Source organism: Bacillus sp. F56 (assembly GCF_001748205.1).
GTDB classification, from domain to species: domain Bacteria; phylum Bacillota; class Bacilli; order Bacillales; family Bacillaceae; genus Bacillus; species Bacillus stercoris.
The window spans coordinates 290,774-303,647 of record NZ_BDFC01000007.1 but is presented as its reverse complement, the minus strand read 5'-3'; the positions used below and the strand labels follow the sequence as shown (position 1 = coordinate 303,647).

Here is a 12,874-nt window from a genome sequence, read left to right as displayed (position 1 = left end):
GATGGATTTAAAACAATACGTAACAATTGTACCGGATTACCCGAAAGAGGGCGTGCAATTTAAAGATATTACAACACTGATGGATAAAGGCGATGTATATCGCTATGCCACAGATCAAATTGTTGAATATGCGAAAGAAAAGCAAATCGATTTGGTCGTTGGCCCTGAAGCGCGCGGCTTTATTATCGGCTGTCCCGTTGCTTACGCGCTTGGCGTAGGTTTTGCGCCGGTCCGCAAAGAAGGCAAATTGCCTCGTGAAGTAATCAAAGTGGATTATGGCTTGGAATACGGAAAAGACGTATTAACGATCCACAAAGATGCGATTAAGCCTGGTCAGCGTGTGCTTATTACAGATGACCTGCTTGCGACAGGCGGCACAATTGAAGCGACAATCAAACTTGTTGAAGAACTTGGCGGCGTTGTTGCTGGTATCGCTTTCTTAATCGAGCTTTCTTACCTTGACGGCAGAAATAAGCTGGAAGATTATGACATCTTAACATTAATGAAATACTAAGGATAATCGCATAACGAAAAAAGCACTCCATGTCAGGGTGCTTTTTTCCTATTGTTTTGCATTTATTTTATATAATATTTGGCTATTTGAACTTCTGCTCTTTACATCTTTCGTTTTTTTCTTGATAATAAACTACAATACAGTTTACATTTTAAAAAAGGTGATTCCATGGCGAACGAACAAGTATTGACTGCCGAGCAAGTTATTGATAAAGCGCGAAGCTATCTATCTGATGAGCATATCGCATTTGTCGAAAAAGCATATCTGTACGCTGAAGATGCTCACCGCGAGCAATACCGCAAATCGGGCGAGCCATATATTATTCATCCGATTCAGGTTGCGGGGATTCTCGTCGATCTTGAAATGGACCCTTCCACAATTGCGGGCGGATTTTTGCACGATGTCGTGGAAGATACAGATGTGACGCTCGATGACCTGAAAGAAGCATTTTCCGAAGAAGTGGCAATGCTTGTAGACGGCGTAACAAAACTCGGCAAAATTAAATATAAATCTCAAGAGGAGCAGCAGGCGGAAAATCATCGCAAAATGTTTGTCGCTATGGCTCAAGATATCAGGGTCATATTGATCAAGCTGGCGGATCGTCTTCACAATATGCGGACATTGAAACATCTGCCTCAAGAAAAACAGCGAAGAATCTCCAATGAAACACTGGAAATTTTTGCTCCTTTGGCGCATCGTCTCGGGATTTCAAAAATTAAATGGGAATTGGAAGATACGGCGCTCCGTTATTTGAATCCTCAGCAATATTACAGAATTGTCAACCTGATGAAGAAGAAACGCGCAGAACGTGAGCTTTATGTCGATGAGGTTGTCAATGAAGTGAAGAAACGTGTCGAAGAAGTGAATATCAAGGCTGACTTCTCGGGACGTCCGAAACATATTTACAGCATTTATCGAAAAATGGTGCTGCAAAATAAGCAATTTAATGAAATTTACGATTTGCTGGCTGTCCGTATTCTTGTGAATAGCATAAAGGACTGCTACGCGGTGCTCGGCATCATTCACACATGCTGGAAACCGATGCCCGGCAGATTCAAAGATTATATCGCAATGCCGAAGCCGAATATGTATCAATCGCTTCATACAACGGTTATCGGGCCTAAAGGCGATCCGCTGGAAGTGCAGATCCGCACCTTCGAAATGCATGAAATCGCTGAATACGGGGTTGCGGCTCACTGGGCTTATAAAGAAGGGAAAGCAGCCAATGAAGGCGCAACCTTTGAGAAAAAGCTTTCTTGGTTCCGTGAAATTTTAGAATTTCAAAATGAATCGACAGATGCAGAAGAATTTATGGAATCGCTCAAAATTGATTTGTTTTCTGACATGGTGTATGTCTTTACGCCAAAAGGAGATGTAATCGAGCTTCCGTCCGGTTCTGTTCCGATTGATTTTTCTTACCGGATTCACTCTGAAATCGGCAATAAAACAATCGGTGCCAAAGTGAACGGAAAAATGGTTACGCTTGACCATAAGCTTCGGACAGGTGATATCGTTGAAATTCTCACTTCTAAGCATTCCTATGGTCCGAGCCAGGATTGGGTGAAGCTTGCCCAAACATCCCAAGCGAAGCATAAGATCCGTCAATTCTTTAAGAAACAGCGACGTGAAGAAAATGTCGAAAAAGGCCGTGAACTGGTCGAAAAAGAAATAAAAAACCTGGATTTTGAATTGAAGGATGTCTTAACACCGGAGAATATTCAAAAGGTTGCTGACAAATTTAATTTCTCAAATGAAGAAGATATGTACGCAGCGGTCGGCTACAACGGCATTACAGCTCTGCAGGTGGCAAACCGCCTAACAGAAAAAGAGAGAAAACAGCGCGATCAGGAAGAACAGGAAAAGATCGTTCAGGAAGTCACCGGGGAACCTAAGCCATACCCTCAAGGAAGAAAACGGGAAGCTGGTGTTCGCGTCAAGGGCATCGACAACCTCCTTGTCCGTTTATCAAAATGCTGCAATCCTGTGCCGGGTGATGATATTGTCGGCTTTATCACAAAAGGCAGAGGGGTTTCGGTCCATCGCGAAGATTGTCCGAATGTCAAAACGAATGAAGCCCAAGAGCGGCTGATCCCGGTAGAGTGGGAACATGAGTCACAGGTTCAAAAGCGCAAGGAATACAATGTTGAGATAGAGATTCTTGGGTACGACCGTCGCGGATTGCTGAACGAGGTGCTTCAGGCAGTGAACGAAACAAAAACAAATATTTCATCTGTCTCTGGCAAATCGGATCGCAATAAAGTGGCAACCATTCATATGGCGATTTTTATTCAGAACATCAATCACTTGCACAAAGTCGTCGAGCGTATTAAACAGATTAGAGATATCTACTCTGTGCGCCGCGTCATGAACTAAAGGGGTTAGAAAATGAGATTAGTTGTTCAGCGAGTAACAGAAGCAAGCGTTACAGTGGACGAAGAGGTCGTCGGCCAAATTGGACAAGGCCTCATGGTGCTGGTCGGCATCACTCACGATGACACAGAAGAGGATGCAGCTTATTTAGCCGATAAAGTTGTCAATCTCCGTATTTTCGATGACAGTGAAGGAAAAATGAATCTGTCTCTTTTAGATATAGGAGGAGAAATTTTATCTGTCTCACAGTTTACGCTTTATGGAGATACAAAAAAAGGGCGCCGGCCGAACTACATGAATGCGGCCAAACCTGATAAAGCTTTAGGCCTTTATGAAAAATGGAATGACCTGCTTCGTGAAAAAGGAATCAAAGTAGAGACCGGAACGTTTGGAGCCATGATGGATGTTCAGCTTACAAACTCCGGACCGGTCACGCTTATAATGGATTCAAAATAAAAAAAGCTGCCAAGAGGCAGCTTTTTTTATTGGAAGTACTTCTCTAATCCGCTTTCGATCCCATCTGTTACTTTTTCTTGGTATGAATTGCTATGTACAATGGCTTCTTCCTGCGGATGGCTTACATATCCCAGCTCATACAGCATAGCGGGCTGTCTGTTTTCCCGGAGTACATAATAATCCCCGAATAACACGCCGCGATCTGGAATGGAAGACCGCTTTACCACTTCAGAGTGTACATCTGATGCGAGTTCCTGATCTTTGGCAGGGCTGTAGTAGTAAGCAGTACTGCCTCTTGTGGAGGTATCCGCATAGCTGTCATAGTGAATGCTGATAAAGGCGTCAGCGTTGCGATAGTGAGACGTGGAGACCCGTGACTGCAGGCTGACAAAGGTATCATCCTGGCGTGTCACATACACATCTGCCCCAGCCGATCTAAGTTTGCTAGCGAGCAGTTTTGCCGTTTTGATCGTCAGGTTTTTCTCGAATTTCCCCGAATACCCGATTGTTCCGCTGTCTTTTCCTCCGTGTCCAGGGTCAACAATAATCGTTTTATTGTTGAGAGAGCCGTTTCCAGACGGGGAATCAGAGACTGGCGGTTCACCTGCTTCTTCTGCGCTTTTAGATGTTTGGACTACCCAATTGGCTACATAAGCAGTCTGCCCGTTATCAAGCTTGATTTCATACCAGTTTCCCTTTGAACCGGTAATGGTGTATGAATCTCCTTTGGCAGCACGCTCAACGATCGAAGCTGATGTTGACGCATCGCTTCTTAGATTCGTTCCTCCGTACATAATATAGGCTTTTTTAGCGGAGGACGAACTGCTTGCATTTGCCGAATTCTCAGCTGGATCAGAATTAGTCAAAAGGTAATGGCTTGCAACCCAGCCTTTCAGCCCATTCACCTCAATGTGAGCCCAGCCATTTTTCTCGTTGAGAACCGTCAGTTTCGTTCCGCGGTCAAGTTTTGTTATAATTCCCGCGTCATGTGAGGCGGAGGCTCTTACATTTAGTGAAGAAACACCGACTGTGCCCGTCGTTGACGCACCGGAATCCTCGGTTTGGTCACTCTCATTAGATGCTGAACTGCTGCCTCCTGACGTGACATACTCAGATGACACCCATCCGGTGGCATTTTGATAGGAAATCTTGATCCAGCCAGAATCTTTATCAACGACAGATGCTTGGCTGCCTTGCGGGAATTTGCCGATGACTTCGTATGAAGTACCCGGGCCGGTTCTCATCCGCAGATCGGGGTCTGTTGATGTCACAGTGTCACTGCTTCCTGAAGAGCTTGTGCTGGCCTGGTGTTCCTTTGTAATTAACCAGGAGACTACCCAGCCCTTTTCTCCGGAACCAAGCTGGATCTGCACCCAGTCTCCATCTTCCTTTAAAATGGGATAGCGTTCTCCCTTTTTTACTTCCGCTGTAATGCCGTAGCTAAGCCCCGGGCCGCTTCTGACATTCATTTCATCTGTTGCGATGACTGCTTCTCCTTGAGCGGCTGTAACGGATGAAAATGTCGGGAAAAGCGCTCCGGTGAAAATAATACATACAATAAGGACAAAGTATTTCTTGCTCATTGTGTCCTCCTTTCAGATGATCATTAAAAAAGCATTCTTGTTTAATATCGTAAAGTCCTTTCTGATTTTTAAATAAAAATAAAATGATTTGTTTATACTAAGCGTAAATACAATCAAAAAGGTGTGCAAATCATGAAATATCATCCAAAAATGGGACGGGCATTTCAAGACGGTGAAGCAAATCTGCATTACAGCGATCACGCAGATCCCGATACGACTGGTTATCTAACGGAAACAGCATCTGAATTTGGTCTTATGTCCAAAGAAGCAGCGCTGAGGAAAAACAACCGGAATAAAGCTTGACAGAGAACCCCAATCCCATTATTATAATAGAAATTGAGTACATAGCAAATGATGAAAGATTTGAACCAATAATGGAGAAGAGTAGGTCAGATTGCATGGCTAGAGAGGAACCCGCCCCAGGCTGAAAGCGGATCCCATTGCGTCTTTCTCGAAACAACACTCCGGAGGTTTCCTGCTGAACGCGTGAATAACGTCATTAGGCAGTGAACGTGAACCTGCGTTAAAGGATCGAGCGGGAATATGAACATATTCCAACTAGGGTGGCACCACGGGTATAACTCTCGTCCCTACTATCATGTATAGTAGGGGCGGGAGTTTTTTTCATTTTCATCATGAACGACAATTGTATATTTTAAAAGGAATACATAAGGAGGTCTACTTATGGGATATAACATTCCAAGAGGAACACAGGATATTCTGCCTGGAGAATCAGATCGCTGGCAGTTTGTTGAACAAATTATGAGAGACACTTGCCGCACTTATCAATATAAAGAAATCCGCACACCGATTTTTGAGCATACAGAACTGTTTGCCAGAGGCGTCGGAGAATCAACAGATATCGTACAAAAAGAAATGTATACCTTCGAGGACCGCAAAGGCAGAAGCCTGACGCTTCGTCCGGAGGGAACAGCTGCTGCGGTTCGCGCTTTTAATGAAAACAAGCTGTTCGCAAATCCTGTACAGCCGACAAAGCTTTATTATGTAGGGCCGATGTTCCGTTATGAACGTCCTCAGACGGGCCGTTACCGCCAGTTTTATCAGTTTGGAATTGAAGCGATTGGCTCGAAAGACCCAGCAATCGATGCTGAAGTGATGGCGCTTGCGATGAGTATTTATGAAAAAGCAGGTTTAGAAAACGTTAAGCTTGTCATAAACAGCCTCGGCGATCAAGCTAGCCGCAAAAGCTACAGAGAAGCGCTCGTGAAACACTTCGAGCCTCGCATCGAAGAATTTTGTTCAGACTGCCAGTCACGGCTGCACACAAATCCGCTTAGAATTTTGGACTGCAAAAAAGACCGTGATCATGAGCTGATGAAATCGGCACCTTCGATTTTGACATATTTAAATGAAGAATCAGCCGCTTATTTTGAGAAAGTGAAACAATACTTAAGCGATCTTGGCATTTCGTATGAAATTGATCCGAACCTTGTGAGGGGGCTGGATTATTACAACCACACCGCATTTGAAATTATGAGCAATGCGGAGGGCTTCGGCGCGATTACGACACTTGCCGGCGGCGGACGCTACGACGGACTTGTCGAACAGATCGGAGGGCCTGAAGCACCGGGCATCGGATTTGCGATGAGCATCGAACGCCTGCTTGCCGCAATTGATGCTGAAAAAAGAGAGCTGCCTGTTGATAAGGGAATCGACTGCTATATCGTCACACTCGGCGAAAAAGCAAAGGATTATTCTGTTTCATTGGTGTACAAACTGAGAGAAGCAGGCATTTCCAGTGAAATCGATTATGAAAATAAGAAAATGAAAGGCCAGTTTAAAACAGCTGACCGCTTGAATGCGAGATTTATTGCGATTTTGGGTGAAGATGAGCTGGCCCAAAACAAAATCAATGTAAAGGATGCACAGACGGGCGAACAGATTGAAGTGGCACTTGATGAATTTATACATGTAATGAAGGCAAACCAAAAGGGATAAGGAGTGGAACACATTGTTTGGTAGAACATATTATTGCGGTGAAATAACTGAACAAGCAATCGGTGAATCTGTAACGCTGAAAGGCTGGGTCCAAAAAAGACGGGACCTCGGCGGATTGATTTTTATTGACTTGCGTGACCGTACGGGAATTGTTCAAGTCGTTTTTAACCCTGATGTGTCAAAAGAAGCGCTTGCTATTGCGGAAGGCATCAGAAATGAATACGTGCTTGATATTCAAGGAAAAGTGGTGGCGCGTGAAGAGGGGACAGTTAATCCGAATTTGAAAACAGGCGCGATCGAAATTCATGCTGATGGAGTGAACGTATTAAATGCTGCAAAGACACCTCCATTTGCGATTTCTGATCAAGCAGAAGATGTATCAGAGGACGTTCGTTTAAAACACCGTTACTTAGATTTGCGCAGACCGGCTATGTTCCAGACGATGCAGCTGCGCCATAACGTGACGAAAGCTGTTCGCAGCTTTTTAGATGAAAACGGGTTTCTTGATATTGAAACGCCGATTTTAACAGGAAGCACGCCTGAAGGCGCACGTGACTACTTGGTGCCAAGCCGTGTGCACGAAGGTGAGTTCTACGCGCTTCCGCAGTCTCCGCAGCTATTTAAACAGCTTCTGATGGTATCAGGCATTGAACGATATTATCAAATTGCCCGCTGTTTCCGCGATGAAGACTTGCGCGCGGACCGCCAGCCTGAGTTTACGCAAATTGATATTGAAATGTCCTTTATGAGCCAGGAAGACATTATGTCATTGGCTGAGGAGATGATGGCAAAGGTTATGCGTGAAACAAAAGGTGTGGAACTTAAGCTTCCTCTCCCTCGAATGACGTATGACGAAGCAATGAACAAGTACGGTTCTGATAAACCGGATACGCGTTTTAACATGCTATTGACGGATGTGTCTGACATTGTAAAGGATACGGAATTTAAAGTGTTCTCATCAGCTGTAGCAAACGGCGGCGTGGTCAAAGCCATCAACGTAAAAGACGGTGCCGGCGACTACTCCAGAAAAGACATCGACGCTCTTGGCGCTTTTGCTGCAAACTACGGGGCAAAAGGGCTTGCCTGGGTGAAAGTTGAGGCAGACGGAGTGAAAGGCCCGATCGCTAAATTCTTTGATGAAGAAAAGCAGTCTAAGCTGATTGAAGCACTTGATGCTGCTGAAGGTGATTTGCTGCTGTTCGGAGCGGATCAATTCGAAGTTGTGGCCGCATCACTCGGCGCCCTGCGCTTAAAGCTTGGGAAAGAACGCGGACTGATTGATGAAAAATTGTTCAATTTCTTATGGGTCATCGACTGGCCGCTATTAGAGCATGATCCGGAAGAAGGCCGTTTTTACGCAGCGCACCATCCGTTCACAATGCCTGTCCGCGAAGACCTTGAGCTGATTGAAACAGCGCCTGAAGACATGAAAGCACAAGCCTATGACCTCGTTTTAAACGGCTATGAGCTTGGCGGCGGTTCAATCCGTATTTTCGAAAAGGATATTCAGGAAAAAATGTTTGCGCTTCTCGGCTTCTCACCAGAAGAAGCGGCTGAACAGTTCGGATTCCTGCTGGAAGCATTTGAATACGGCGCTCCTCCGCACGGCGGAATCGCACTCGGCTTAGACCGTCTCGTTATGCTTCTAGCTGGACGTACGAACCTGAGAGATACGATTGCATTTCCGAAAACGGCAAGCGCAAGCTGCTTGATGACAGAAGCGCCAGGCGAAGTAAGCGATGCTCAGCTTGATGAGCTTCATCTTTCTATCAAGAAAAAAGTTAAGAACTGATTGGGCAGTTCGATTCTTGAAAATCAAAATCGTCTGTGATATGATTTTGACAAGTTAAATAAAGTCCTGATGTGTTAGTTGTACACCTAGTTTTGACCGAACATTTTTTTGATTTGGGAGCCCGCATTTTTAAATGGCGTACATGCCTCTTTTCATTCGGTAAAGAGGACTTACAAGATTTAAAAGAGGGCACCCACCTGCTGAGAGCGGGTTCAAAACAAAGGAAAGCTACAACGGCACTATTGGGACTTTATTTTTTGTGCGCAGAAAAACGGCTGCCCATGGATCAGCCATTTTATAGATGAAACCAGAATACGAATGTGGAGTGAGGTTCTTGTTACACCAGTTTTCACGCAATGAATTAGCTATCGGAAAAGAAGGCCTTGAAACGCTGAAAAACAGCACGGTTGCTGTGCTTGGGGTCGGCGGAGTCGGGTCGTTCGCGGCGGAAGCTCTCGCGCGGTCAGGCGTCGGCCGCATTCTGCTTGTCGACAAAGATGATGTGGACATTACAAATGTAAACCGTCAGCTTCACGCGCTGCTTTCAACTGTCGGACAGCCGAAAGTTGATTTAATGAAGGAGCGGATCGCTGACATTAACCCGGAGTGCGAAGTGATCGCGTTAAAAATGTTCTATACGGAAGAAACGTATGAGCAATTTTTTGACTATAATCTCGACTATGTCATTGACGCGTCAGACACGATTCATTATAAAATCCATTTAATGAAAGAATGTCTGAAACGGGATATTCCGCTCATTTCCAGCATGGGTGCCGCGAACAAAACGGACCCGACACGCTTCCAAATCGCAGATATTTCAAAAACGCACACTGATCCAATTGCGAAGGTCGTCCGTACGAGATTACGCAAAGAGGGCATCAAAAAAGGCGTTCAAGTGATTTTTTCTGATGAAAGCCCGATTGTCATTCGGGAAGATGTCAGAAAAGAAGTGGGAAATGACGAAGCGAAAATCCGTAAAGCGAAAATGCCGCCATCCTCTAATGCGTTTGTGCCGTCAGTCGCAGGCTTGATTATGGGTGGACATGTTGTCATGGATCTTTTAAAAGACATTGAAATCAAACGCGTAAAGGATAAATAACGCATAAAAACAGCCTTGAAGAGCAAGGCTGTTTTTGTTTTATTTTCTTTTCATTAATTTGTCGTACACCTGCTTTAAGGCGGATTCGAACTTTCCTGTCTGTTTCGGCTTGTAGTATTGCTTATTTTTTAAAGGATCAGGGAGATATTGCTGTTCGACCCATCCATTGTCGTAATTGTGCGGGTATTTATAGTCGATTCCTCTTCCTAATTCCTGAGCTCCTTTATAATGCGCGTCCTTTAAATGCTTCGGTACATCTCCGATTTTTCCGGCTCTGATATCAGCCAGAGCCTCATCGATTGCCAGAATGGCTGAGTTTGATTTCGGTGAGAGGCAAAGCTCAATGACTGCGTTGGCCAGCGGGATTCGCGCTTCGGGAAAACCGACTCGCTCAGCGGTCTGAATAGCGTGCAGCACTCTCGGACCGGCTTGCGGGCTTGCTAAGCCGATATCTTCATAGGCGATGACGAGGAGGCGTCTTGCGATGCTCTCCAGATCACCGGCTTCAATTAATCTTGCCAAATAGTGAAGAGCAGCGTTGGCATCAGAGCCGCGGATCGATTTTTGAAAAGCGGACAGCACATCATAATGCGCGTCACCATCTTTATCGTGAGAAAAGCTCTTTTTCTGCAGACATTCTTCCGCGGTTTCTAATGTAATATAAATCACACCGTCTGCTGACTCCTTCGTTGACAACACGGCCAGCTCAAGTGCATTTAAAGCGGAGCGGACATCTCCTCCGCATCCGTGAGCAAAATGCTCCATCGCCTGATCATCAATGGATACAGAATATGTGCCAAGGCCTCGATGTTCATCATGAAGGGCCCTTTCCAGCGCTTGTTTGATCAGTTCAGGTGTTAACGGCTCAAGCTCAAAAATCTGGGTCCGGCTTCTGATCGCCGGATTAATGGCATGATACGGGTTAGCCGTGGTTGCTCCGATCAAAATGATCATCCCATTTTCTAAATAGGGCAATAGAAAATCTTGTTTTCCTTTATCCAGCCTGTGGACTTCATCCAGAATCAAAATCACCTGGCCGGACATTTTGGCTTCTTGGGCGACGATTTCCATATCTTTTTTATTGTTAATGACAGCATTCAGCTTTCGAAAAGCAATACTTGTTGAACCGGCGATTGCTGTGGCGATTGATGTTTTTCCAATTCCGGGCGGCCCGTACAAAATCATGGATGACAAATGTTTTGCCTGGACCATTCTGCCGATAATTTTATCTTCAGCCACCAGATGCTGCTGGCCGATAATATCCTCTATTTTTGTCGGACGCATCCGATATGCCAATGGCTTCATCTATCATCTCTCCTTACTTAATTACAGGGTAACGGAAAACCGTACATTAGAAAAGGGGAAAGGCCCGTTTCCTTTTGCCTCAATGAAAATTCGCTGAAGGTATGTTATAATAACAGTTGGTCTATTAGATAATAAACGGACGAAACATATAGAAATTACCATTATAAATGTGGAAAATCATGAAATAACAGAGGTGTTCATGTTGAAAATATCAACTAAGGGAAGATACGGGCTCACCATTATGATTGAGCTTGCAAAAAAGCATGGTGAGGGCCCGACTTCATTAAAAAGCATCGCACAGACGAATAATTTGTCCGAGCATTATTTGGAGCAGCTGGTATCGCCGCTCCGTAATGCCGGTTTAGTGAAAAGCATCAGAGGCGCATATGGCGGATATGTATTAGGCAGTGAACCGGATGCCATTACGGCGGGAGATATTATCCGTGTGCTAGAGGGGCCGATCAGCCCTGTTGAAGTGCTGGAAGATGAGGAGCCTGCCAAGCGTGAACTTTGGATTCGCATCCGAGACGCTGTAAAAGAGGTTTTAGACAGTACAACATTAGAGGATCTTGCCAGCTATACAGACGGAGAGCAAGAAGCTTATATGTTCTATATTTAGATCAGAGGTGTAAACATTATGGAACGGATTTATTTAGATCATGCCGCAACATCTCCGATGGATGAGCGCGTGCTGGAAAAAATGATACCGCATTTTTCAGGAAGTTTCGGTAATCCATCCAGTATTCACTCATTTGGCAGAGAATCTCGAAAATGGGTGGATGAAGCAAGAGCGCAGATCGCAGCAGAAATCGGAGCGGCAGAGCAGGAGATCATTTTTACAAGCGGGGGCACGGAAGCTGATAACTTGGCGATTATGGGAACCGCGCTTGCACGTAAAGATCTGGGCAGACATATCATCACGACAAAAATTGAACATCATGCTGTGCTTCACACATGTGAAAAACTTGAGGAAGACGGATTTGACATAACGTATCTGGACGTTGACCAAAATGGAAGAGTCAGTGCAAAACAGGTGAAAGAAGCACTGCGTGATGATACAATCCTTGTGACAGTGATGTATGGAAATAATGAAGTCGGAACAGTGCAGCCGATCGATGAAATCGGTGAGCTGCTAAAGGAACACAAAGCGTATTTTCATACCGATGCTGTTCAGGCGTTCGGGTTGCTGCCAATTGATGTGAAAAACAGCCATATTGATCTTCTGTCTGTTTCCGGGCACAAGCTCAACGGGCCAAAAGGGACAGGCTTTTTATATGCGAGTAAAGATGTGAAGCTTTCACCGCTATTATTCGGAGGAGAGCAAGAAAGAAAACGCCGTGCTGGAACAGAAAATGTTCCGGGCATTGTCGGGCTGAAAGAAGCGATTAAGCTGTCAAGTGAAGAACGGGACGAAAAAAACGAGAAGTATCAATCGTTTAAAGCAATCTTTGCCGACACGCTTAAAGATGCAGGTGTGGCATTCGAGATCAACGGGGACAAAGAGCATAGTCTGCCGCATGTTTTGAATCTTTATTTCCCCGGTGTGTCAGTGGAAGCGCTGCTGGTCAATCTTGATATGGCGGGTGTCGCTGTCTCAAGCGGTTCAGCGTGCACGGCCGGTTCAGTCCTGCCGTCACATGTTCTGACTGCTATGTTCGGAGAAGAGAGTGACAGGCTGACGTCCTCTATTCGAATCAGCTTCGGCCTCGGCAATACGGCTGAGCAAGTGAAAACTGCTGCCAAACATGTGGCCGACGTTGTCAAACGACTGACACAATAAGGCGGCTTAGTTATTG

11 protein-coding genes, 1 other RNA gene and 1 other annotated feature are annotated in these 12,874 nt (G+C 45.1%); of the genes, 10 read left to right on the top strand and 2 right to left on the bottom strand.

Annotated features, from left to right (window positions below):
* Nucleotide 1: 1 nt before the first annotated feature.
* The 3 genes from BFW96_RS12765 to dtd all read left to right on the top strand — a co-directional run bounded on the left by BFW96_RS12765 (nucleotide 2) and on the right by dtd (nucleotide 3,340).
* Nucleotides 2–514 carry an adenine phosphoribosyltransferase gene (locus BFW96_RS12765; protein ID WP_003229745.1) on the top strand — a complete coding sequence of 171 codons (513 nt, stop codon included), beginning with the start codon at nucleotides 2–4 and terminating at the stop codon, nucleotides 512–514.
* 168 nt (nucleotides 515–682) lie between these two features.
* Complete coding sequence (gene relA / locus BFW96_RS12760; protein WP_003229747.1) at nucleotides 683–2,887, top strand: GTP diphosphokinase; 2,205 nt, start codon at nucleotides 683–685, stop codon at nucleotides 2,885–2,887.
* A gap of 12 nt (nucleotides 2,888–2,899) precedes the next feature.
* Nucleotides 2,900–3,340 carry a D-aminoacyl-tRNA deacylase gene (gene dtd / locus BFW96_RS12755; protein WP_040082299.1) on the top strand — a complete coding sequence of 147 codons (441 nt, stop codon included), beginning with the start codon at nucleotides 2,900–2,902 and terminating at the stop codon, nucleotides 3,338–3,340.
* Nucleotides 3,341–3,366: 26 nt separating this feature from the next.
* On the opposite strand, the gene BFW96_RS12750 is transcribed toward dtd, so the two are convergent.
* The gene (locus BFW96_RS12750; protein WP_069839602.1) at nucleotides 3,367–4,923 is read right to left on the bottom strand and encodes an N-acetylmuramoyl-L-alanine amidase family protein; all 1,557 of its coding nucleotides are present in this window, start codon (nucleotides 4,921–4,923) and stop codon (nucleotides 3,367–3,369) included.
* 132 nt (nucleotides 4,924–5,055) lie between these two features.
* Between BFW96_RS12750 and BFW96_RS12745 the strand changes: the two genes are divergently transcribed.
* The 5 genes from BFW96_RS12745 (at nucleotide 5,056) to BFW96_RS12725 (ending at nucleotide 9,773) form a co-directional block, all read left to right on the top strand.
* Nucleotides 5,056–5,226: a YrzK family protein gene (locus BFW96_RS12745; RefSeq protein WP_014664807.1), complete on the top strand. Its 171-nt coding sequence runs from the start codon at nucleotides 5,056–5,058 to the stop codon at nucleotides 5,224–5,226.
* Nucleotides 5,227–5,285: 59 nt separating this feature from the next.
* Nucleotides 5,286–5,518 (top strand) — a binding site (T-box leader).
* 89 nt (nucleotides 5,519–5,607) lie between these two features.
* The gene (gene hisS, locus BFW96_RS12740) at nucleotides 5,608–6,882 is read left to right on the top strand and encodes a histidine--tRNA ligase (RefSeq protein WP_069839601.1); all 1,275 of its coding nucleotides are present in this window, start codon (nucleotides 5,608–5,610) and stop codon (nucleotides 6,880–6,882) included.
* 13 nt (nucleotides 6,883–6,895) lie between these two features.
* A complete protein-coding gene (aspS, locus tag BFW96_RS12735) occupies nucleotides 6,896–8,674 on the top strand; it encodes an aspartate--tRNA ligase (RefSeq protein WP_069149972.1) in 1,779 nt (592 codons plus the stop codon).
* Between the two features lie 60 nt (nucleotides 8,675–8,734).
* Nucleotides 8,735–8,927: non-coding RNA, 6S RNA (ssrS, locus tag BFW96_RS12730), on the top strand.
* 81 nt (nucleotides 8,928–9,008) lie between these two features.
* The gene (locus BFW96_RS12725; protein ID WP_014664803.1) at nucleotides 9,009–9,773 is read left to right on the top strand and encodes a tRNA threonylcarbamoyladenosine dehydratase; all 765 of its coding nucleotides are present in this window, start codon (nucleotides 9,009–9,011) and stop codon (nucleotides 9,771–9,773) included.
* 39 nt (nucleotides 9,774–9,812) lie between these two features.
* On the opposite strand, the gene BFW96_RS12720 is transcribed toward BFW96_RS12725, so the two are convergent.
* Entirely contained in the window at nucleotides 9,813–11,078 is a 1,266-nt protein-coding gene (locus BFW96_RS12720) for a replication-associated recombination protein A (protein ID WP_069839600.1), read from the bottom strand.
* 202 nt (nucleotides 11,079–11,280) lie between these two features.
* Here BFW96_RS12720 and cymR point away from each other — a divergent pair, with 202 nt between their 5' ends.
* Entirely contained in the window at nucleotides 11,281–11,697 is a 417-nt protein-coding gene (cymR, locus tag BFW96_RS12715; protein WP_003225879.1) for a cysteine metabolism transcriptional regulator CymR, read from the top strand.
* An 18-nt stretch (nucleotides 11,698–11,715) separates the two neighbouring features.
* A complete protein-coding gene (locus tag BFW96_RS12710) occupies nucleotides 11,716–12,858 on the top strand; it encodes a cysteine desulfurase family protein (RefSeq protein ID WP_014664801.1) in 1,143 nt (380 codons plus the stop codon).
* Nucleotides 12,859–12,874: the final 16 nt, after the last annotated feature.